Genomic DNA, 22094 nt, shown 5'->3' with positions numbered 1-22094 from the left:
GTCCGTTCGTTTAAGACCGATGGTCGGGCAATGGGTGGTATGGCTAGCGACCGGACCTACGACATCCAGGGACTGGACCTCGTCGACGACCACTACACCGTCGAGCAGGCGCTCGTCCGGAACAAGTACAAGGCGATGGATTCCCACGGGAACGTCGTCATCCGCGGGAAGCAGAAGATGTTCAAGATGAAGGAGGAGTTCCCGTTCGTGGACGCGGACGGGAGGGAGGTGTTCACGGTGAAGGCGGGCGGTATCATCGACGTCGCGGGGAACTACGTGCTGACGGACGCACGGACCGGCGAGGACCTCGTCATCCTCGACAACGACTACAGTATCTTCCAGGACACGTGGAAGATCCGGGACGCGCGGACGGAGGCGAAGCTCGCGGAGATCAACTCGCGCGGCGGGCTCGTCACGGTCGCCCGGAACGTCCTGCCGTTCGGCGAGTTGATCCCGCACAAGTACGAGATCACGGACCGCGACGGCGACCACGTCGGGAGCATCGAGGGCCAGTTCTCGCTGAAGGACCGCTACGAGATCCACATCGACGACGCGAGCGACGTCCCGAAGGAGCCGGTCGTCGCGGCGGCGATGGTCATCGACGCTATCCAGGGGAACTGACCGCGGGCGTTCGGGTCTCGAAGGTGGACGGCATCAGGCGGCGCGGAGTTCGAGGACGACCTCGCTACCGGTGTCGGGGTCGCCGAAGGAGACGCCGCCGCCGAGCGACCGTGCGACCCAGGAGACGACCCAGAGCCCGAGGCCTTCGCCGTGTTCGACGCGCGAGACGGACCGGTCGCCGGTGAGGAGGTCGCGTTCGTGGTCTGGGATGCCGGGGCCGTTGTCGGCGACGACGATGTCGACGCTGCCGTCGTCGGCTGGTTCGACGAGTATCTCGACGACGGGGTCGGGCCGTTGGGCGTGCTCGACGGCGTTCTCGACGAGGTTCTCGACTGCGAGGTCGAGGCGTTCGTCGGCGTTCGCTATCGCTTCGTCGGGCGCGTCGGTGGTGATGGTGGCGTCGGGGTACGTGTCCCGGAGGCGGTCGGCGAGCGACCGGACGTTGGCGGCGACGTTCGTCGGGCCGGTGGTGAACGTGGAGTCCTTCCGGATGACCTGTTCGAGCTGGTGGACCTTGTCGGCGAGCGCGGCGGCGTCCTCGGCGCGCCCGATGACGTGCCGGAGGATGCCGACGGCGTCGGGGTCGTCGAGGTCCTCGGTGAGCTGGTCGAGGTAGCCGGTGACGATACCCATGTCCGTGCGGAGGTTGTGGCGGAGGACGCGATGGAGGACCTGGAGGTGCTGTTCGCGGTCGTACTGGTCGGTGATGTCGGTGTAGATACCGAACGCGTGGACGTCCTCGCCGTCGACGTGGTAGGGGATGCCCCGGAAGAGGAAGTGGCGGTCGCCGTCGGCGGTCGCACGCGTTATCTCGGCGCTGACGGTCTCGTCGGCGAGCGCTCGAGCGTCGAGTTCGCCGGCGGTCTCGTCGTCGTCGCCGTCCGGGACGAGGATGTCGTTCACGGGCGTGCCGAGGACGTCGCTCTCGTCGTGGCCGAACACGCGCTCGAACGCCGGGTTGACGGAGTCGATGACGGGTTCGCCGTCCTGGAAGCTGGAGTCGATGACGGGGTCGGGGAGGTGCTCGAACAGCGACCGGAAGCGGTCGCGTTCCCGGTCGCGTTCGGCTTCGGCGGCGAGCAGGTCGCTGATGTCGCGGATGGCGCCGATTGTGCCCTGGTACGTGCCGTCGTCGTCGCGGAGGACGGATAGTTCGATCTCGGCGGGGATGGGGTCGCCGTCGGCGATGAGGGCGTCGGCGCGGTACGTCCGCGTGGCTCTGGGCTCGTCCGCGTCGAGGAGTTCGGCGATGAGTTCGCTGCCGCGGTCGACGCTCTCGGGGGGTAAGAACTGTGAGACGTGCGAGCCGAGGACGTCCTCGCGGTCGTGGCCGGAGGCGTCGACGACCTCGTCGCTCGCGAGGACGATGCGGCCGCGTTCGTCGAGGACGTACGTCATCTCGCGGACGTTGTCGACGACGGTCTGGTAGAGCGAGAGCGTCTGTTCGCGGCGGGCGCGGTCGACGCCGGCGGCGGCGTTCGCGGCGAGTATCTCGGCGAGTTGGACGTCGGCGTCGGCGATGGCGTCGACGCCTTCTGCGCCGACGGCGAGGACGCCGTGGTCGCCGAGCGGGAAGAACATGAGCGCGCAGTCGGCGTGCTCGATGACGGTCGGTTCGCCGCTCTCGAAGACGCGGCCGACGGGTTCGGCGCCGGCGTCGTACGTGGGCTGCCAGTCGTGGTCGTCCGGGCGGGCGGCGGCGAGCGTGAGGGTGCGGGGGGCGTCGTAGGCGTCGTGGACGGCGGCGAGTGCGGTGACGTCCTCGACGAGCCAGACGCTCGCGCGCTCGAAGCTGAGGATCTCGACGGCTGCGTCGGTGACGACGGTCGCGATGGATTCGGGGCGGCGCGTCGTCATGAGTTCGCGGGCGGTGGCGAGCAGGCCGCCGAGGGTCTGGTCGTTGGGGGTCGTGACGCGTGCGTCGGCGTGATGCGTGACGCGTTCGACGAGGCGTGCCGTCGGGTCCGACCAGACCCCGAGCGGGAGGTACTCGGTTGCGGCGCCGGCGGCGACGGCGGCGGCGAGGTCGTCGTCGGGGTGCTGGCTGGTGAGGACGGCGGGGACGCCGGGGTGGCTCGTGGTGAGGCGTTCGAGGAGTCGTCGGCCGCTCGGGCCGTCGTCGCGTTCGTGCGGGCAGACGATGCAGTCGACGCGTGCGGACCCGAGGACGTCGCTGGCTTCGGATTGCGTGGCGGCGGTGTACACCAGGAGGTCCTCGCGGTCCGTGAGGGCGTGCCGTGTGGTGTCGTCGTCCCCTTGCACGTAGAGGACTGCGGTCTGCGCGCTCATCCGCGTCGCGTGTCTCTAGGCGGGGGTGTCATCATGAAACTGTCTGCCGACGACCGCGCGTTCGGGGTGACGAGTGCGCGAGGACGCGGCGTCGTCCGCGTTCCCCACCGGAAGCGAACGCTTTGCTCCGGTTCCGAGTAAATTCTCCGCCAGAATTATGGTCGTGCCTGTCGACGTGGAGTGCATGACGCTATCGACGCTGCTCGTCGCGGTCGGTCCGGGGGACGCGGACCGGGTCGACACGCTCGCGGCGGCCGTGACGGACGTGGCGGTACCGACCGGCGCTCGCGTGGTGCTCCTGCACGTGTTCGAGGAGGACGAATTCGAGGAGGTCCGCGAGCGACTCGACCAGTCCGAAGCGAGTCCGACGGCGGCCGCTCGCCGCCAGCGGACCGTCCGCGACCTGACGGCGGCGTTCGACGACGCCGACGTGGCGTACGAGATTCGGGGTCGCATCGGGGGCAAGTCCGACGCCATCGTCGCCGCGGCCGAGGACGTCGCCGCGGACCGCGTGTTCGTCGCCGGCCGCGACCGCTCCCCGACCGGGAAGGCGGTGTTCGGGTCGACCGCGCAGTCCGTGATGCTCTCGGCGCCCTGTCCGGTGACGTTCGTCCGCGCAGGGACGAACTGACCGACGGGTGCCGGTCGTCGGCCCGATACCGTGTGCGTCGGGCGACCACCCCGCAGCGCACGCTTATGTTGTCAACCGGCGTATGATACTGCATGGAGTACGAGATACGGAACCGGCCGTCGTTCGCCGCGGTCGAGGTCGACCTGAACCAGGGCGAGACCATCATGGCCGAAGCCGGGGCGATGGTGTCCCACGAGGACGGAATCAGCATCCGGACGGACCGCGGCGGCGGCGGCCTGATGAAGAACCTGAAGCGGTCGGTCCTCGGTGGCGAGTCGTTCTTCCGGAACACGTTCACCGCCGACTCGCCGGGGTCGGTGACGCTCGCACCGCCGCTTCCCGGTGACGTCGTCCAGTACGACCTCGACGGGACGCTGTTCGTCCAGAGCGGGTCGTACCTCGCGGCGACCCCCGAGATAGACGTCGACACGAAGTTCGGCGGCGGCCGGTCGTTCTTCGGCGGCGAAGGGCTGTTCCTCCTGGAACTCGCAGGGACCGGCCCGGTGTTCATGTCGAGCTACGGCGCGGTCGAGGAGCGCGAGCTCGCGGCGGGCGAGCGGTTCGTCGTCGACACCGGCCACATCGTCGCGTTCGAGGGCGAGGTGAACTGGGACGTCACGAAGGTCGGCGGCCTGAAGTCGACGCTGTTCTCCGGCGAAGGCCTCGTCGCCGAGTTCCGGGGACCGGGACGGGTGTGGCTGCAGACGCGGAGCCAGGACGCGTTCCTCTCGTGGCTCATCCCGAACCTGCCCTCGACGAACGACAGCAACTGACCGGGAACGCGACGAAAACCCACCCGGAATGCAGCGATGACCGGCCGCTCGGGCGACCGTGCCGGCGCCAGCTTTCTTCCCACCGCTCGCCCGCGAAACTCGGTTTCGAGTAAATGCTACAGCGTTAAGTGCGCGCGGGTTCGTCACTCGAACGAGAATGGCCACGTACGCGGGCGTCGACCTGGGCGCCACGAACATCCGGGCCGTCGTCGGCGACGCCGACGGGCGCGTCGTCGGGTCGAATCGTCGAGGAACACCGCACGGGCCGACCGGTATCGCCGTCACCGAGGCCGTCCTCGACGCCCTCCGTGGCGCGTGCACCGACGCGGGCGTCGCCCCGACCGACGTCCAGGCCTGCGGCATCGGCTCCATCGGTCCGCTCGACCTCGCCGAGGGGAGCGTCGAGGACCCCGCGAACCTCCCCGACACCATCGACCGAATCCCGCTCGCCGGCCCCATCGGACAGCTCGTCGACAGCGAGCGCGTCTACCTCCACAACGACACCGCCGCTGGCGTCATCGGCGAGCGCTTCCACTCCTCGCGGAACCCCGACGACATGGCGTACCTCACCATCTCCTCCGGCATCGGCGCGGGCGTCTGCGTCGACGGCCGCGTCGCCGCCGGCTGGGACGGGAACGCCGGCGAGGTCGGGCACTACGTCGTCGACCCCCGCGGCCGGATGGAGTGCGGGTGCGGGAAGGACGGTCACTGGGAGGCGTACTGTTCCGGCGAGAACATCCCGCGGTACGCGAAGCTGCTCGCGGAGGACGACCCCGCCGTCGACACCTCGCTCCCGCTCGACGACCCCGACTTCTCCGCCGCGGACGTCTTCGAGCACGCGGACGACGACGCGTTCGCCGCGCACGTCGTCGACCAGCTCGCGCACTGGAACGCCATCGGCGTCACGAACCTCGTGCACTCGTTCGCGCCCCTCGTCGTGTTCGTCGGCGGCGCGGTCGCGCTCCACAACACCGAGCGCGTGCTCGACCCCATCCGCGAGCGCGTGAACGAGATGGTGATGACGAACGTCCCCGACATCCAGTTGACGACGCTCGGCGACGACGTCGTCGTGAAGGGCGCGCTGGCGAGCGCCATGACCGAGGGAACCGGCGACCGGAAGCACCTCACCGCCTGACCGACCCCGCCGACTCCGTGTCATCCTCTGACAGGGTTGGTAAAATCAACGTCGTACATTCGCTATCTTTTAACTATACGGCGGGTTGGTGTGCTGGTATGCGACGAAGAGACGTCCTCCGTTCGAGTGCTGCCGCGCTCGCCGCCGCCGGTCTGGGCGGAGTCGCGAGCGCAGACACCGCATCGTACGCCCCCAAGGGCGAGGTCTCCGTCGAAGGCGCCCAAGAGGTCGCGACGACCACCGACGGGAACTTCGCCGCCGTCGCCGCAGGCAAGGGGTTCGCGGTCGTCGACATCAGCGACCCGGCGTCGCCGAGCATCGCCGCGGAACGCGGGAACCTCCTCGGTGACGACGAGGACGGCCCCATGCAGATGATTGCGGACGTCAAGATCGACGGCGACCGCCTGCTCGTCACCGGCCCGAACAACTCGCCGCGCCAGGGCGACCTGCCGAAGGCCGCGCTCCTCTACGACATCGCCGACCCCGCGAACCCGGAGCGCCTCGACGTCCTCACCGTCGACCACCCCATCCACAACAGCTTCTTCACCGACGGCTACGCCTACCTCACCGTCTCGGACTTCGAGTACGAGGGCGCGAAGATCGTCGACACCAGCGGCGACAGCTTCGAGGTCGTCAACTCCTACTCCATCGTCGACCACGACGAGAAGTGGAGCGAGGTCCACGGGTTCCTGCGGTCCTGTCACGACCTCTACGTGCAGGACGACGTGATGTACCTCGCGCAGTGGGACGCCGGGACGTTCATGGTCGACGTCAGCGACAAGGCGAACCCCGAGATGCTGGGGCGTGCCGGCGGGCTGCCCGCCGAGAAGCTCTCGCAGGTCCCCCAGGGAAGCCTCGGCGCGGTCGGCCTCCAGCCGCCGGAGAACTCCCACTACGTCCGCCCGAGTCCCGACGGGAACTACCTCTACAAGGGCGCGGAGTCCTGGGACATGAATCCCAACGACGACAAGCGCGGCGCCGGCGGCATCAGGGTGTTCGACATCTCCGATATGGCGAACCCCGAGGAGGTCGGGAACATCCACCCGCCGGGCGCCGAGAACGAGGGTCGCGGCGGGCAGTTCACGACGAGCCACAACTTCTCGGTGCGCGGCGACCGCCTGTTCTCCTCGTGGTACTACGGCGGCGTCATGGTCCACGACGTGAGCGACCCGGCGAACCCCGAGCGTCTCGGGTGGTGGCGGAACCCGAGCGAGACGATGTTCTGGGGCGCAAAGGTCGCGGCCGACCGCGACCTCTTCGTCGCCGGGAACATGCAGGGGAGCGTGATGACGTTCTCCACGGAGGGCGGCGAGATGGCGGACCCGCCGGGCGTGTTCACGCCTCCGGAGGAGACGAGCCTCGTCTCGAAGATCGACTGGTCGCAGTACCTCGAGAGCGAGAGCACGACGACCGAGCCGACGACGACCGAACCGACGACGACCGTGCCGACGACGACCGAGCCAACGACGGCCGAGCCGACGACCGCCGAGCCGACGACGACCACGGAGGACGGGTCGACGCCCGGGTTCGGGGCGCTCGCGGCCGCCGGCGGCCTCGGGCTCGGTGCCGCGCGCCTCCTCGCTCGCGACGACGAGAGCGCGGACGCCGAGGAGTAGCGACCGCCGACCGGTCCGGGTCCGTTCGTCGGCCTCGCTGCCGGTAGACAGTCTTATTGTCGGTGCTCCGTTGGACGGTTGCATGGAACGCGATCACCGGTCCCTGCAGCGACGCGACGTCCTTCGCGCGGGCGTTGGCGGGCTTGCGCTCGCGACGCTCGGGTCGACGGCGAGCGCGACCGACACGGGAGCGACCCCCGCCGCGTCGACTGGGGCGTACGCGCCACGGGGCCAGGTCGACATCGACGGTGCGGCCGAGGCCGTGGTGACGCCGGACGGTGAGACGGCGTTCGTCGCGGTCGGCAGCGGGTTCGTGACCGTGGACGTCTCCGACCCGGCGACCCCGACGGTCGTCGCGGAGACCGCTGGCCTGCAGGGCCCGGACGGGAGTGCCGTCCGCGAGGTCCTGGACGTGAAGTACGACGACGGCCAGTTGCTCGTGCCGACCGCGGCGCAAGGCGGTGGGCCGCGCGGGTTCTACCTCTACGACGTCAGCGACCCGGCGAACCCGACGCAGGTCGGTGACTGGTTCGCGACGCCCGAGAACGGCATCCACAACGCCGCGCTCGTCGACGGCGTCGCGTACCTCACGACGAGTTTCAATCTCGAGGTCGACATCGTCGACGTCTCCGGAGACTCCTTCGAGCGCCTCGCGACCTGGGAGCCCGGCGACTGGAACGAGGACTGGGCGCGCCCCAAGAACGCGCCGCTACACGACCTCTACGTCCAGGACGGGGTGGCGTACTGCGCGTACTGGGACGCCGGCGTGTTCGTCGTCGACGTCTCGGACCCCGCGAACCCGTCGTTCGTCTCGCGCGTCGGCGAGTACACGCTCGAAGAGAACCAGGAACTCACGCAGCCGGCGTACTTCGAACCGGGCGGGAACGCCCACTACGTGACGGTGAACGAGGACGCGTCGCTGATGGCCGAGGGCGGCGAGTCCTGGGACCTCGAGGCGGGCGACGGCTCGGGCGGGCCGTCGGGCATCACGTTCTACGACATCAGCGACGAGACGAATCCGGAGCGCGTCGGGCACGTCGACCCGCCGGTGTCGGCGAGCAACGCGTACCGCGGCGGGACGTGGACGACGAGCCACAACTTCGACCTCCGGAACGGCAAGCTGTACGCGTCGTGGTATCAGGGTGGCGTGAGCGTCCACGACGTGAGCGACCCGGCGAACCCCGAGCGCGTCGCGTGGTGGGCGTCGCCGACCGAGCGCGCGTTCTGGACGGCGAAGCTCGCGGCGCCCGGCGAGTTCTTCGTCGCGTCAAGTCACGCCGTGGGCGGGATGAGCGGGGACGTCACGCACGGGTTGTTGACGTTCCCGGACGTCGCCGGCGAGATGAGCGAGCCGCCGTCGGCGGTCGCGTGGTCCTGCGAGGAACTGGAAGCGCGGTCGCCGACCAGTACGGAGACGACGACCGACCCCACCACGACCGAGCCGACGACGACGTATCCGACCGAGGGCGGCGGTGGGACTGGCGTCCCGGAGACGACGACCGGGTCGTCGACGACGGTCGTGGACGACGACGCCGACAACGGCAGTCCACTCCCCGGGTTCGGCCCGGTCGCGGCAGTCGGTGGACTGGCGGTCGGCGCGGCGCGACTCCTCCGACGGCGCGGCGACGACGACGCCTGAGTCCGCACGACCGTCGACCCGATGCGGACGCCCACGGCGTGCGGTCTCTCACGGTCGTTCGAGAGGAATCGTGCGACCGATACCCAAACGTTATCCTCGCGCGCAGGCTATCCGGACCTAATGAGTACGGACGCGACCGACGCCGACGCGACCGAGGAGGCGCTCCGGGAGCGCGTCGAGACGTGGCTCACGAAGCAGATGCCCATCATCCAGATGCACGGTGGCACGAGCGCCGTCCGGGAGGCGAACCCCGAGACCGGCGAGGTCATCGTGGAACTCGGCGGCGGCTGCAAGGGCTGCGACGTCGCGAACATCACCACCGGGAACATCGAAGCGGAACTCCTCACGTGGGACGAGATCGAGGACGTCACGGTGCGCGTCCCCGACGCGGGCGAGAGCCTCGGCGTCGACCAGGCCGAGTCCATCATGGGCGTCGACCGCACCGAAGGCGGCCGCGGCGACTGGGGCTCCAGCAACCCCGGCAAGGACTCCTTCTAGCCGGCTCCAAGACGCCCGCGCCGAACCGCAGTTTCGCGTGCGAACGTTCTCCTCGCTATCGTCGATAACGAACGGAGAACGCTTCAGGAATCGGTTGCTCGCGAACGTCAGGGTCGTTCTCCCCGCGCTCCGACGGTCGGGCGTCAGCCGCCCAACGTCGTACCATTCCGGTGAGCGCTGCCCGAGGCACCAGTCCAGTGAGCGCCGACGATGGTATCGGCCCGGCCGTCGCTGGTCGATGGGTCGAGGAGAGCCGCGGAGAAGGAGCGTCGGCGGTCGCGCACCCGGTCAGTCCCGGCCGAGCTTCTCGCGAGAGATCTTGATGCCCGTGGGGGTGACGATGAGCTGGTCGTCGCCCTTCTGGACGATGTCGCCGCCGACCTCGTCGGCGACCTGTCGGAGTTCGTCGACGATGTGTTCGACGGTCGCGTCCTCGGTGCGGAGGCGCGTGATGTCGGCGATGACGAGGTCGCCGTCGTAGACCGCGTCCTTGATGTCGATGGCGTCGGCCTGCCCGTCGACCTCGGCGATATGCACCTGCATCGCGGCGTCGCCAGAGGCCGCGGCGTCGAAGTCGCCGACGTCGAGTTGCACGTAGTCCTCGGTGCTGCGTTCGTTGCGGCCCCCGAGGATCTTGCTCATGAAGCCCATACCGAGAAGGGACCGACGGCAACCGTATAGTTCTTGCGTCAACCCGCGTCGAGGGGCGTCGACTCCCGCAGCTTACTTGTCGCCTCGGGGAGACGTTTCGGGTATGCGTCAGTCCCTGTTCGCGTGGTTCGGCCTCGCCCTCCTCCTCGTCCCGACCGTGTTCGCCGCCGTGTTCGGGTTGCGAGCGGCGCTCGAACAGTCGACGATGCCCCTGTTCGTCGTCGCCGGCGCCCTCGGCGTGCTCGCCGGGCGCGTCGCCGCCGTCGAACTCGGTTCCGTCAGCGTCTCCTGGCGACAGCTCCTCGGCGGTTCCTACCTATTGGTCGCGTTCGCGAACGCCCTCAGCTTCGCCGGCATGTTCTCGACCGCCGATTCGACGGCAAGCCTCGTCGCGGCTGGGGGCGCGGTCGTGGGGTCGCTCTGCCTCGCGTTCATGGGCATCGACATCGCGCGCGACGGCCGGCACTTCCAGGTGACCGGGAACGTCGACCGCGTCCTCTCGCTCTGAACCGTGGCCGGCGACCGTCGGCCGCGCCGCCGACGCGCGATGGCGCTACCGGGCGTGCTCGCGCTGCCGCGAGACGGACGCTTTTCAGCCTCGGTTCGGTACCATCCGACATGACGTTCAGCATCTGCGTCCGCGAGACGTACGAGGACGAGGCGGGCGACGAGCAGACGCGGTTCGGCGTGGCGGTGACGACCCGGTTGCCGGGGGTCGGGACGATGTGTCCGTTCGTCAGCGAGAACGGCGCGGTCGCCACGCAGAGCCTCGTGAACGAACGCCTCGGTCGGAAGGGCATCGAGTACCTCGACGACGGCCTCCGCGTCGAGGACGCCCTCCAGTCGCTGTTGAACGCCGACGAGAACGCCGAAGCGCGCCAGCTTCACGGCGTCGGTCGCGACGGCGAGTTCGCGTTCAGCGGCGACGAGTGCATGGACTTCTACGACGACGTCGTCGGCGACGCCCACACCGTCGCCGGGAACCTCCTCACCGGCTCCGACGTCCTCACCGCGACGAGCGACGTCTACGAGGGGACGCGCGACGACGACCGACCGCTCGCGCTCCGCCTGATAGACGCGCTCGAAGCCGGGCACGAGGAGGGCGGTGACAAGCGCGAGGACCTCACCGTCCAGTCCGCCGCGGTGAAGGTCGCGACCACCGAGAGCCGCGAGCCCGAACCGTACTACGACGACCTCCGCGTCGACGCCACCGAGACGCCGCTCGCGGACCTCCGAGAGACCTACGAGTACGCGAAGCAGGGGTACGAGGCGGCGCTGGAGAAGTACGGCGACGCCTACGAGGACGACGACATGGACGCCGCCGAAGAGGGATAGTCAGCATGGACGCCGCCGAGGAGTGACCGGCCGCGCCGCGAGACCGCGGTGTGGGAGCGCGCGTCGCTAGACGTCGAACTCGTAGAGGTCGTCGCCGACGTGATGGACGCTCTCGACGACCTTGCCCTCGTCGCCGACCATGTCGTCGCCGTCGACGAGCGCGCGCCCGATGGCGAGGACCTTCCCGTGGGACTCCTCGGCGATGGCGACGAGGTCGCCGGACTCGATTGCGTCGTCCGCCTCGACGATGCCGGGACGCATGACGTCCGCGCCGTTCGAGACGAACGAGATGGCGCCCGCGTCGACCGTGACGACGCGCGTCGCCGGCGGGTGCTCGTTCGCGCCCGAGACGGTGAGGAACGGTTCGTCCTCGACGTAGAGGACGTCCGGTTCGCCGTCGACGAGCACCACGTCGAACTCGCCGTCCTCGATCTCGACGAGTTCGTACGTGTCGCCGTCCAGGTCGACGCCGAGCGCGTCCGCGACCGCGTCCTCGACCTCGCGTACGTCGTCGCTCCGGAGATGATGCCGGGACTTGACTTCCATACGCGAGAATCTCGACAGCGACCGGCTTAAAGGACGCGTCTCGCGGCGTGGCGCGACGTGGTACCGTCGCGGTGTTGCGCGGTTCGGGACACCGGGCGAAACTACAAGTTCCGAGGCATCGTCGGTGCGCGTATGTGGCGGTCAGGGAGCAATTCAGGGAGCGACCCGGTCGCGTGCGTGGCGTGCGGGGCGGAGGTGCCCCGCGACGACGCCCGCGAGTACGACAAACACGGGGACCGTTGGGAGCGCAACGGGAAGGCGTTCGAGTACCTCTGCAAGCCGTGTTTCCGACGCGAGTGCCATCAGCCCCGCGACGAGCTCGAGGCGTTGCTCGTCGAGCTCGACGCGGGCGACGGGCAGAGCCAGGAGTCGTTCCTCGCGGCGTACGTCGACGCCGTCCACGAGCGCTACGGCCAGATCGAGGAGTGACGAGGCGGGAGCGCGGAGTCGTGACGACCAGCGGTCGCGGGGGTATCGTGTGGGTTATTGCTGTGAGACGCGACATCGAGCGATATGGCTACCCATGGAGGTCGCGGTCGGGGGCCGTCTAGACCGCGGTTGCCAGCAGTGTTCCCGCCCGCATTGACGCCGCGCTCGCGACTCAGTCACGACCTCGGGTCGCGCGTGATCGACGGGGACGACGCGACTCGCGTCGCCGCGTTCGAGTACGTCACGGGGAACTGGGCGCTCGCCGCGTTCGGCGTGACCGAGCACACCGCTGTCCTCCGCGTCCGGTCACCCACCGGTCGCGAGCGCTTCTACGGCGCCGCACGCGCAAACCTCGACGAAGTGGTGCCCGTGATGACCGCTGACCCGCGCTGGGAACCCGAGACGTAGCGGGCCCTACAGCCCGGTGTCCGCGGTCTCGTTCCGCATGGTGCCGAGGAACTGCATGAAGTCGGTGCCGCCGGTGCCGGTGGCGTCGCCGGTGGCGGCGACGATGTACTGGACGACCTGCGAGAGGTGTATCTTCCGGAAGTCGTGGAGGGCGTCGATGGCGTCGTTGTACGCGTCGACGAGCGCCGGGTCGCTCCCGGCGACGTACTCGCGGAGCCCCGAGGCGGCCTCGAAGTCGGCGACGAGCGCGCGGTGCTCGGGCGGCATGTACTCGCGCATGTCCCGGAGGTGGTCGAGGAGACTGGTCGCTGCGTGGTCGACGTCGAGCGCGCCGTCGAGCGCGGGGAGGACGCTGCTCTGGGCGCCGCTGCCGCCGCGGTACGATTGCGGGCCGGAGAGCGCGTCGACGCCCTCGTAGACGACGTCGTCGAACCCGTCGAAGTACGGGCGGTAGTCGGTCGCGAACACCGCGGGGTCGTTCCCTTCGGTCATGCGTTGCATGATGCGCGTGCACTCGCCGAGCGATTCGGCGATCTCGCGACACGCCGCTTCGACGAGCGCGCGGTCGTCGTCGTGGACGCCCTGGTAGGCGTCGCCCGCGGCGACGAGCGCGCGACCGGCGGCGGCCTCGATGGCGACGTGGACGGCGTAGAACCAGCGTTCGTCGTCGAGGCCCGTGAAGGAGACGACGGCGTCGACGTTGTCGACCGCGAACCCCTCGCGTGGGTCGCGGAGGTGCCAGTTGTGCAGTCCCTGGGTGTCGTACGCGAGCATCGGTTTCTGGTCGAGGCGGTCGCTGGCCTCGTAGAGGGGAACGGCGAGCCCTGCGGGTATCGAGTCGACGGGGTCGGCGTCGATGGCGTGGACGTGCGCGCTGGCGAGGAACCCCGCGACCTGACGGAGGCGGACGACCTGCCGGTCGGTGAGGTCGTCGACGACCGCCGGGTCGACCGGTTCGAGCGCGCGGGTGCGGTCGCGGAGCGTCCCGTCCGCGAGGTGCTCGGGGAGTGCGTCGACGAGCGCGTCCAGCGCGTCCAGCGCGCCGGCGGCGCCGGGCGGGACTGGGTCGTCGCTGAACGAGACGAGCGGGTCGTCGTCGGGGAGGAACCCGCGGGCGCGACTGACGCCGTGCGCTCGCGGGTCCGGGACCGACCCGGTTTCTGCATCCATACTACACACGTAGGGCGGATGGGGTCAATCAAACTTCCCGGCGACGTCCGTGCGTAACCCGCCAGAAGGGCCGCGTAGCGTGCAGGTTCGTACGTCGAAGAGCGCATCTGGCGGACGCCGGTCGGGCGTCGGTCAGCGGACGTGGTCGTCGTCGGACCCGGTTCGCAACCGGTCAGCGAACGTGGTCGTCGACCGCGTCCGCGACCTCGTCGACGGCGTCGGCGGCGAGAGCGACGTCGTCGGTGACGCTGCAGAAGCCGTGGGCGAGCGTCGGGTAGTGGGCGTGCGTGACGGGGACGTCGGCGTCGGCGAGCGCGTCGACGTACGCGGCGGCCTCGTCGCGGAGGACGTCGACACCGGCGGTGGCGACGACCGCCGGCGGGGCGTCAGCGAGCAGGTGCGATGGCGCGCCGAGGGGGGCGGCGAAGGGATTGTGGGCGTCGACGGGACTGCGGAGGTAGCGACGCCACCCCCACGCGACGTCCGCGGTCGACAGGAGCGCCGCGTCGTCGTGCTCGTCGTAGGACGCACGGCGGGCGCGAGCGGCCGGCGCGCTCGGCCCGTCGAACGCGCTCTCGGCGGACAGCATCGGGTAGAGGAGCACCTGGACGTCGAGGTCGACGCCGACGTGGCCGGCGCGGAGCGCGGTCGCCGCGGCGATGCCGCCACCGGCGCTCGTCCCGGCGACCCCGACAGCGTCCGTGTCCGCGCCGAACGCGTCCGCGTACTCCCCGGCCCACTCGACGACGGCGAACGCGTCGTCGACCGCCGCCGGGAACGGGTGGTCGGGCGCGAGCCGGTAGTCGACCGAGAGCACGACGCGACCAGTACCCGCCGCGAGCGCCCGGCAGACGTCGTCCGCGGAGTCGAGCGTCCCGAGGACGAACACGCCGCCGTGCGCGAACACGAGCACCCCCGGGTCGCCGTCGACGCCGGCGTCGCGCCGCTGACGGTCCGTCGGACGGTACGCGCGAACCGGTATCGAGTGCTCTCCATCGGGACCGTCGACGGCAAACTCGCGGACGGTCGTCATCTCGGGGCCACCACCGTCCCCGAACACGTCGTCCTCAAGGCGGCGCGCCGCGTCGACCGCCATCGAGTGCCACGGCGGCAGTCCCGTCTCCGCGAACGACTCGACGAGCCCCGCGAACTCCGCGTCCAACTCCCCGCCCTCGGCGTCTGTCATACGCGTCGCCTCGCCCGGCGGCGACCTAAACCCACCGCCGCCAGCCCGAGAGCGGTCGAGGGAGCACCGAAGCCGGACGTGGTCGACGCCCGGCACCGAAATCGGTACGTGCCCGCCCGTCGTGCCCGTCAGTATGGACGACTCCGACGCGGGGACCGCGCTGGAACGCGCCCGAGAACGCGACGCCGACGACGAGCTCGCCGAGTTCCGCGAGCGCTTCGACGTCCCCGACGAGTACTACATGGACGGGAACTCGCTCGGCCCGATATCGACCGACGCCGCGGACAGCCTGGAGGACGCCGTCGCGGAATGGCGGGACCTCGGCATCCGCGGGTGGACCGACTCCGACCCCGAGTGGTTCCACTACGGCGAACGGATCGGCGCCAAGCTCGCGCCGCTGGTCGGCGCGCGCGACGACGAGGTCGTCGTCGCGGACTCGACGACCGTGAACATCCACAAGCTGATCGGGTCGTTCCTCGACGCGCGCGACGACGACCAGCCGGCGGGCGTCCTCGCGAACGACCTGGACTTCCCGACGGACCACTACGCGATGGCCGCCCAGCTCCGCCAGCGCGACCTCGACCCGGACGAGCACCTGCTGCGCGTCGAATCCGACGACGGTCGCACCATCGACGCGGACGCCGTCGTCGACGCCATCGAGGAGGAGGACGTCGGTATCGTGTTCATGCCGAGCGTCCTCTACCGGAGCGGCCAGCTGCTGGACGTCGAACGCATCACGGAAGCCGCTCACGAGCACGGCGCGTACGCCGGGTTCGACCTCGCGCACTCAGTCGGCGTCGTCCCGCACGACCTCCACGACGTCGGCGTGGACTTCGCGGTCTGGTGCAGCTACAAGTACCTGAACGCCGGTCCGGGCGCGATCGCCGGGCTCTACGTGCACGAGCGCCACCACGGCGTCGAGCCCGCGCTCGCGGGCTGGTGGGGCAACGACAAGGAGACGATGTTCGACATGGAGCTGGCGTTCGACCCCGCACCGCACGCCGGCCGTCACCAGGTCGGGACCGTGTCCGTCCTCTCGGCCGCGCCGCTCGACGGCGCGCTCGACGTCGTCCACGACGCCGGCATCGACGCCATCCGCGAGAAGTCCGTCGCGCTCACCGAGTTCCTCGTCGACCTCGCCGACGACCGCCTCGCCGCGCACGGCGTCGAGGTCGGGACGCCCCGCGACCCCGACCGCCGCGGCGGGCACGTCGCGCTCGAACACGAGGAAGCGTATCGACTCACCGAAGCGCTCCGCGACCACGGCGTCGTCACCGACTTCCGCCAACCGAACGTCGTCCGCGTCGCTCCCGCCCCCCTCTACGTCGGCTTCGAGGACGTCCACGACGTCGTCGCGATAATCGAGGACATCCTCGACTCCGGCGAATACGAGGACTACGACCAGCAGACCGGCGGCGTCACGTAATCGCTCCCGGCGCGCCAGACGACGACACGGCCGCCGCGGAAGGTCCTCGTCGACCGCGGGCGACGTGCCTCGCGCCGCCGCGCTCGTCGCTTCGCTCTACCGCCTACCGCACCGCCCGGCACCACGGAGTGCTATAGCGACCGCGGGCGACGTGCCTCGCGCCGCCGCGCTCGTCGCTTCGCTCCTCGGCGGCGGCGCGTCGGCACGCCTGTCGACACGTTTTCCTGCCCCACCCGCGTAGCCGGTGCCATGAGCGATAACGCGCAGGCCGAGGCCGGGACCGCCGAGGGCCAGGGCCCGGTGAAGATAGACGAGGAACTCGCGCGACACCTGGAGAACAAGCGCGAGGACCTCTTCGAGAAGTTCGACATCCGCGACGAGTTCCCGCCCGACGTCATCGAGGAAGCCGAAGCGCGTACGGAGGGCGTCCAGCAGGAGATCCAGGACGAACTCGACGAGCGCGAGGACCTGCGCGACCTGACGACGTGGACGACCGACCCCATCGACGCCCAGGACTTCGACGACGCGATCAGTATCCGCGAGAACGAGGAAACGTACACGCTGTGGGTGCACATCGCGGACGTCACGCACTACGTCCACCCGGAGACGAAGATGTGGAGCGAGGCGGTCGAGCGCGCGAACACCGTGTACCTGCCGGCGTACACGATGCACATGCTCCCGCCGACGCTCGCCGAGACCGTCTGCTCGCTCGTCCCGAACGAGGACCGCCTCGCGCACACCGTCGAGATGGAACTCGACAAGGAGAACCTCGGGTACGAGGAGATAGACATCTACAAGTCCGTCATCGAGAGCGACGAACGCCTGACGTACAGTCAGGCCGAGCAGCGCCTCGACGACCCCGACGCCGACCTCCACGACGAGAACCAGATGGTGTTCGAGGTCGCGGACCAGATGCACGAGCAACGCAAGGAGGACGGGTCGCTCGTCCTGAACCCGCGCCGGGACCGCGCGCACACCATCATCGAGGAGTGCATGCTGAAGGCGAACAAGGCCGTCACGCACGAACTCATGTGGAATCGCGGCGTCGAGGCGATGTACCGCGTGCACCCCCAGCCGACGCCCGACGAGTGGGACAAGGCCCTCGTCGAGATACAGGACCTCGACGGCGTGTCGATCCCGGGCGGGAGCTGGGACGACCCGCGGAAGGCCGTGAACGCGACGCTGGAGGACGCCCCGTCGCGGCACCTGGACAACATCCAGTGGGCGGTGATGAAGGTGATGCCGCGCGCGAAGTACATGAGCGACCCGTTCGGCGGGCATCACGCGCTGAACTTCGACATCTACGGGCACTTCACGAGCCCCATCCGCCGCCTGAGCGACCTCATCAATCACTGGATAGTGTACACGAACGACGTCCCCGAGGACCTCCAGGCGCTGTGTAAGCGCGCGTCGGACAAGCAGAAGGACGCCGAGACGTGCGAGCGCGAGTACAAGGACTTCCTCACGGAGGTCGGTCTCGACGCGAACGCCGTGAACAACCGCGGCCTGGAGGTCGTCGACGACCCCGAGGACGCGGACGTCACCGGCTACTGAGACGCGAGCGCCGTCCTCGAACGAAGCCGTCAGCAACCCTTCTCGGTACCGTCGCGCGTTCCCGAACACCCACAACCCCTCCCGACGTTGGAGGGGGTATGCCGACTGCACCAGACCTGAGCGGGTCGACCGCGTTCATCACGGGGACGACGCGCGGTATCGGGAAGGAGATCGCGCTCGCGCTCGCCGACGCCGGCGCGAACATCGTGTCGACGGGGAAGACCGTCGACGACTCCGACAGCGACCTGGAGGGGACCATTCACAAGACCGCCGAGGCGTGCGAGGCGAAGGGCGTGGACGCGCACGCTATCCAGTTGAACGTCCGCGACGAGGACGCGGTGGAGGCCGCCGTCGAGGAGGCCATCGACGAGTTCGGAGAGATCGACATCGTGATCAACAACGCGAGCGCGATCCAGCTCGCGAACGTCGAGGACCTGCCGGCGAACCGCTTCGACCTGATGACGGACGTGAACGTCCGCGGGACGACGCTCGTCTCCCGTGCGTTCATCCCGCACCTCAAGGAGCAGGACGGGAGCTGGATTCTGACGAACGCGCCGCCGGTGACGACGGACCGGTCGCCGGGGAAGGCGCCGTACGCGTGGTCGAAGCTCGGGATGAGTTTCGTGACGCTGAGTCTCGCCCAGGAGCTGTCGGCGCACGACGTCGGCTGTAACAGCTTCTGGCCGGCGACCGCCATCGACACGCGCGCGACGCGGTACTTCGGGCTGGGGACCGAGGACGACTGGCGGACGCCCGACGTCGTGAGCGACGCCGTTCTGGAGATTCTCAAGCGCGACCCCGCGGAGTGCACGGGGAACGCGTTCTACGACGAGGAGCTGCTCGTGGAGGCGGGCATCGAGGACTTCGGCGAGTACAACCTCACCGAGGGCGACCCGGCGCCCACGAGCGCGCAGATGTTCGACGCCGAGTACGAACGCTCGTACTGACGTCGCCACCCGCGACCGGAACTCGGCTACCGACCCCCAACGTATTTCTTTCGAGACACGAAACGCGAGTACTGATGGTGACAGGGTCGATCGTCGCGACCGCACTGGTGATCTTCGTCCTGCTCTCGCTGGTGGTGTTCGTCGCGAACGAGAGCACGCTCCTCCGCGACGTCACCCCCTACGAGTCGACGTGGCCGCACCCGAACCGTGAGACGGCGCAGGTGGTCCTCGACGACGGTCGGGCGTTCGACGACCGCGAGTGGGAGGCCGTGGAGCGTACGCACTCGTATCTCGCCGCGAACCCCGAGGCGTGCGTCGACGACCTCCTGCTCGACGTCCGACCGCTCGCTCGCTGCGGGCGCCTGTCCCCGCGCGCCTGGTGGGCGGACGTCGTCGCACCCGGGTTGGCCGCGGAGACCGACGTCGACCTGGACGCGGTTCGAGCGGGGGAACGCGAGGCACCCTCGACGGCGCTCCGCGAGCGCGCGAGCGACCTCCCGGGCTTCGGTGACGCGACGGCGTTCCGGCCGGCGTACGCGCTGACGCGACCACGGGACGAACCCGCGTTCGGGGCGACGCTGCCGGGACCGTTCGCCGTCGCGGACGTGGACGTCACCAGTCGTCGGGTGCTGGTCGAGGGCGCGGACGACCGGGCGGCGTTCGACGTCGTCGACCGCGACGGCGACCTCGCGGTGGCGCCGGCCTCCGGCTCGTACCGTCGCGAGGACGTCGCGGGCCCGGCCGCGGAGTGGTTCGTCGACGCGGCGAACGCGCTCGAATCCGCGCTCCCGGCCCAGTTCGACGCGCTCGACGACGCGGCTTCGCCGTGGCCGGCTGCGGACGGCAGCCCCGCCGGCGCAGGAGACGAGACCCCGGCCGTCGTCACACCTGCGGAACGCGGCCCGACCGTCGACGCGTTCGACTGCACCGTCCACGGCCGACCGGACGCGACCACCAGCGACGACGAGCAAGCGGCTGACGCGCCCCCGACCGACGAGAGCCGGACGATGGTGGACGTGGCCGCGGGCGACGACCGCACCGCCCTGCTCGTGGGCGACGATGGCGTCGTCCGATTCCCGTCGGTCGATGCACGCCGCGGACACGACCGCACCTGGGCGACGCGCGCCGTCGCCGCCGCGGACGTCGCCGTCCAGCACTCCCGAGACCCGGAACCTATATTACACTGACGTTTTAAGAGGAACTAAATCGGCGTTCCCGTCCGCTCGCGCTCGCAGCACGACGGGACGAGACGGACAGCGAGTCGAGCGCGACCGATCAGAGCGCGACCACACCAACGCGACCGAAACCAACGATGACCCCCGACACAACCACTACACGCAGCCTACGAACGAGATGGTTTCCGAGCTAGAAGGCTGGGTCTACGTCGTGGGCGCCTGCGTGGTCCTCTTCGGCCGCAGGTATCTCCTCAGGCTCCGCGACCGGTCGTACGACGACCCCCTCGCGGACGCTATCGACGAGGCGTCAGAGGACGCGTCCACTCGTGACACCGTCGGGAACGACGGTGAGAGCGTCGTCGACGTGCTCGGTGGGCAGACCACCGCCGAATCGGACATGACGATGACGACCGCCGACGGCCGAACGTTCACCGGCACGGAGCTACAGACCGTCGAGGACGCCCGCGAGCACGCCCTCGCACACCCCGAAGCGAGTTCCGAGGAGCTCGTCGCCGCCGCCGACCCCGTGAACAGCGTCACACCCGACGGCGTCGACGCGCACTGGCGCGACGTCCTGCGACCCGGACTCGCCGCGCTCACCGACGTCGACGTGGACCGCATCGACGGGAACGACGGGAGCGACGTCACTGTCGAACCCGAGACGGACGCCATCGACCGCGACGACGACGTGTCGACAACCGACGCTCCGGCGACCGACGACGAAGCGGGGGAGGCGAGGGACGACGACGTCCCGCGAGCGACCGCGCGCGTCGACGAATCCGCAGCGCAGACGACGTCCAGCGCGCTCGACGGCGGGACGCTCGCCCCCGGACCCGACGCCGACAATGACCGGCGCGGGAACGCATCGGCCGGCGGCGACGACGCCACCGACCTCGGCGTCGGCGTGCTCGCCCCGGGGAGCCGATTCCACGTCAAGTGGGTCGCTCGCGACGACGAGCACGCTCGCGTCACCGACGGCGAGCACGTTGCGACGTTCGCGCTCGTCGACCGCGACGGCGACCTCGCCGTCCGTCCGCTCGACAGCAAGTACCGGACCGACGACGACGTCCCGAGCCGCTGGTACGTCGACGCGGCCGCCGCGCTCGAAGACGCGCTCCCGGACGCGTACGACGACCGCGACGCGCCCGAGAGCGCGTGGCCGAACGCCAGCGACAGCGACTGAACGCCGAGTGACTCGACTCCACCTCGCGGCGGGCTACTGGTCGGTGCGGTACTCCGCGATGGAACTCGGCCACGCCGGCAGCAACGGCGCACGGGACGTGAACTCGTAGAGGCCCTTCCGGAGCGCGCCCTTCCCGTACTGGACCGTGGACTTCGAAATGGGCGTCCGCCGGCCGACGACGCTCGTATCGCCGTTCGAGAGCGCCTCGACGACCTGCTCGACGGAGACGTCCGCAACGCCCGCAGCGTCGACCGCGACCTCCGTGTACGCCCGCCCGACGTTCGGCAGGTAGTGCGCGTCACTGCCCGCGACCGCCCCGTAGCCGTACGACGCCGCGTACCGACGCGCCCTGCGATTCCGCCAGCCCGTGAACAGCATCGAGTTGTACACCTCCACCGCGTCCACCGTCGTGTCGTCGAGCACCCGCCGGCGGACGCCGTGCCGCGTCCGCTGGAACGGATGCGGCACCACCGCCGCCCCACCGAGTTCCCGCACGCGCTCGACGGTCTCGCGATAGCGCATCCCGCGTGCCGGCCGCTCCTCGACACCGATCGCGAGCAGGTGTCCCTCCGCAGTCGACACCTCCACACCCGGGATACCGACGAGCCCGTACTCGGGAGCGAGCTCCGCCGCCTCCACGCTCGCCGTGATACGGTCGTGGTCCGTCACCACGACACCGTCAAGCCCGATATCGCTCGCGTGCTCCAACAGGAGCTCCACGGGCTCGTGCCCGTCGTACGACAACGACGAGTGCACGTGCAGGTCCAGCGAGAGCAGCGTTCGGTCATCAGCCATCAGTCATCCACTCTTCTCCCCCGACCGACGTGAACCTTCTCCCCCGAAGCATCGGGTTCCCGCTCGCGACGTGCCGCGATTTAGACA

The 22094-nt window shown here is 69.8% G+C and carries 22 protein-coding genes; 16 read left to right on the top strand and 6 right to left on the bottom strand.

Annotated elements, in window-relative coordinates; translation table 11 throughout:
• The first annotated feature begins 39 nt into the window (after window positions 1-39).
• Window positions 40-621 carry an LURP-one-related/scramblase family protein gene (locus SM754_RS02660; protein WP_501993732.1) on the top strand — a complete coding sequence of 194 codons (582 nt, stop codon included), beginning with the start codon at window positions 40-42 and terminating at the stop codon, window positions 619-621.
• Window positions 622-654: 33 nt separating this feature from the next.
• Here SM754_RS02660 and SM754_RS02655 read toward each other — a convergent pair whose 3' ends face one another.
• Window positions 655-2910, bottom strand: a complete 2256-nt coding sequence (locus SM754_RS02655) for a PAS domain S-box protein (RefSeq protein ID WP_323674663.1) — start codon at window positions 2908-2910, stop codon at window positions 655-657.
• Window positions 2911-3094: 184 nt separating this feature from the next.
• Between SM754_RS02655 and SM754_RS02650 the strand changes: the two genes are divergently transcribed.
• From SM754_RS02650 to SM754_RS02625, 6 genes are all read left to right on the top strand, one after another.
• Window positions 3095-3541, top strand: coding sequence for a universal stress protein (locus SM754_RS02650; protein ID WP_323674662.1), 447 nt, complete (start codon window positions 3095-3097; stop codon window positions 3539-3541).
• A gap of 92 nt (window positions 3542-3633) precedes the next feature.
• Window positions 3634-4314 carry a TIGR00266 family protein gene (locus SM754_RS02645; protein ID WP_323674661.1) on the top strand — a complete coding sequence of 227 codons (681 nt, stop codon included), beginning with the start codon at window positions 3634-3636 and terminating at the stop codon, window positions 4312-4314.
• Window positions 4315-4471: 157 nt separating this feature from the next.
• Window positions 4472-5449 carry an ROK family protein gene (locus SM754_RS02640; protein WP_323674660.1) on the top strand — a complete coding sequence of 326 codons (978 nt, stop codon included), beginning with the start codon at window positions 4472-4474 and terminating at the stop codon, window positions 5447-5449.
• A gap of 98 nt (window positions 5450-5547) precedes the next feature.
• Window positions 5548-7065, top strand: coding sequence for an LVIVD repeat-containing protein (locus tag SM754_RS02635; RefSeq protein ID WP_323674659.1), 1518 nt, complete (start codon window positions 5548-5550; stop codon window positions 7063-7065).
• A gap of 82 nt (window positions 7066-7147) precedes the next feature.
• Entirely contained in the window at window positions 7148-8704 is a 1557-nt protein-coding gene (locus SM754_RS02630; protein WP_323674658.1) for an LVIVD repeat-containing protein, read from the top strand.
• 120 nt (window positions 8705-8824) lie between these two features.
• Window positions 8825-9202, top strand: coding sequence for a NifU family protein (locus tag SM754_RS02625; protein WP_323674657.1), 378 nt, complete (start codon window positions 8825-8827; stop codon window positions 9200-9202).
• A gap of 288 nt (window positions 9203-9490) precedes the next feature.
• Here the strand turns inward: SM754_RS02625 and SM754_RS02620 are convergent, their stop codons facing one another.
• On the bottom strand, window positions 9491-9853 hold the full coding sequence (locus tag SM754_RS02620; protein WP_323674656.1) for a cell division protein SepF: 363 nt from the start codon (window positions 9851-9853) through the stop codon (window positions 9491-9493).
• A gap of 103 nt (window positions 9854-9956) precedes the next feature.
• Between SM754_RS02620 and SM754_RS02615 the strand changes: the two genes are divergently transcribed.
• Together SM754_RS02615 and SM754_RS02610 are read left to right on the top strand one after the other, a co-directional pair.
• The gene (locus tag SM754_RS02615) at window positions 9957-10361 is read left to right on the top strand and encodes a DUF7994 family protein (protein WP_323674655.1); all 405 of its coding nucleotides are present in this window, start codon (window positions 9957-9959) and stop codon (window positions 10359-10361) included.
• 110 nt (window positions 10362-10471) lie between these two features.
• Complete coding sequence (locus SM754_RS02610; RefSeq protein WP_323674654.1) at window positions 10472-11188, top strand: DUF1028 domain-containing protein; 717 nt, start codon at window positions 10472-10474, stop codon at window positions 11186-11188.
• Window positions 11189-11254: 66 nt separating this feature from the next.
• Here SM754_RS02610 and SM754_RS02605 read toward each other — a convergent pair whose 3' ends face one another.
• Window positions 11255-11734, bottom strand: coding sequence for an RNA-binding protein (locus tag SM754_RS02605; RefSeq protein WP_323674653.1), 480 nt, complete (start codon window positions 11732-11734; stop codon window positions 11255-11257).
• A gap of 132 nt (window positions 11735-11866) precedes the next feature.
• On the opposite strand from SM754_RS02605, the gene SM754_RS02600 reads away from it, so the two are divergent.
• The gene (locus SM754_RS02600) at window positions 11867-12163 is read left to right on the top strand and encodes a DUF7562 family protein (protein ID WP_323674652.1); all 297 of its coding nucleotides are present in this window, start codon (window positions 11867-11869) and stop codon (window positions 12161-12163) included.
• 138 nt (window positions 12164-12301) lie between these two features.
• Complete coding sequence (locus tag SM754_RS02595) at window positions 12302-12571, top strand: hypothetical protein (RefSeq protein ID WP_323674651.1); 270 nt, start codon at window positions 12302-12304, stop codon at window positions 12569-12571.
• Between the two features lie 6 nt (window positions 12572-12577).
• Here the strand turns inward: SM754_RS02595 and SM754_RS02590 are convergent, their stop codons facing one another.
• Together SM754_RS02590 and SM754_RS02585 are read right to left on the bottom strand one after the other, a co-directional pair.
• Entirely contained in the window at window positions 12578-13741 is a 1164-nt protein-coding gene (locus tag SM754_RS02590) for a PrnB family protein (protein WP_323674650.1), read from the bottom strand.
• A gap of 172 nt (window positions 13742-13913) precedes the next feature.
• Complete coding sequence (locus SM754_RS02585) at window positions 13914-14927, bottom strand: alpha/beta hydrolase (RefSeq protein ID WP_323674649.1); 1014 nt, start codon at window positions 14925-14927, stop codon at window positions 13914-13916.
• 133 nt (window positions 14928-15060) lie between these two features.
• On the opposite strand from SM754_RS02585, the gene kynU reads away from it, so the two are divergent.
• The 5 genes from kynU to SM754_RS02560 all read left to right on the top strand — a co-directional run bounded on the left by kynU (window position 15061) and on the right by SM754_RS02560 (window position 21212).
• Window positions 15061-16353: a kynureninase gene (gene kynU, locus SM754_RS02580; protein ID WP_323674648.1), complete on the top strand. Its 1293-nt coding sequence runs from the start codon at window positions 15061-15063 to the stop codon at window positions 16351-16353.
• Window positions 16354-16602: 249 nt separating this feature from the next.
• On the top strand, window positions 16603-17907 hold the full coding sequence (locus SM754_RS02575; protein ID WP_323674647.1) for an RNB domain-containing ribonuclease: 1305 nt from the start codon (window positions 16603-16605) through the stop codon (window positions 17905-17907).
• A 98-nt stretch (window positions 17908-18005) separates the two neighbouring features.
• On the top strand, window positions 18006-18854 hold the full coding sequence (locus SM754_RS02570) for an SDR family oxidoreductase (RefSeq protein ID WP_323674646.1): 849 nt from the start codon (window positions 18006-18008) through the stop codon (window positions 18852-18854).
• Window positions 18855-18928: 74 nt separating this feature from the next.
• Window positions 18929-20041, top strand: a complete 1113-nt coding sequence (locus SM754_RS02565; protein WP_323674645.1) for a serine/threonine-protein kinase — start codon at window positions 18929-18931, stop codon at window positions 20039-20041.
• Window positions 20042-20207: 166 nt separating this feature from the next.
• On the top strand, window positions 20208-21212 hold the full coding sequence (locus SM754_RS02560) for a hypothetical protein (RefSeq protein WP_323674644.1): 1005 nt from the start codon (window positions 20208-20210) through the stop codon (window positions 21210-21212).
• A 33-nt stretch (window positions 21213-21245) separates the two neighbouring features.
• Here SM754_RS02560 and SM754_RS02555 read toward each other — a convergent pair whose 3' ends face one another.
• Window positions 21246-22007, bottom strand: coding sequence for a CehA/McbA family metallohydrolase (locus tag SM754_RS02555; RefSeq protein ID WP_323674643.1), 762 nt, complete (start codon window positions 22005-22007; stop codon window positions 21246-21248).
• Window positions 22008-22094 lie beyond the last annotated feature (87 nt).

The sequence above is a fragment of the Halorubellus amylolyticus genome, from assembly GCF_034808145.1.
Classification (GTDB): Archaea; Halobacteriota; Halobacteria; order Halobacteriales; family Natrialbaceae; genus Halorubellus.
Note: the sequence above shows the minus strand (reverse complement) of the source record. Positions and strands in the feature narration are given on the sequence as shown.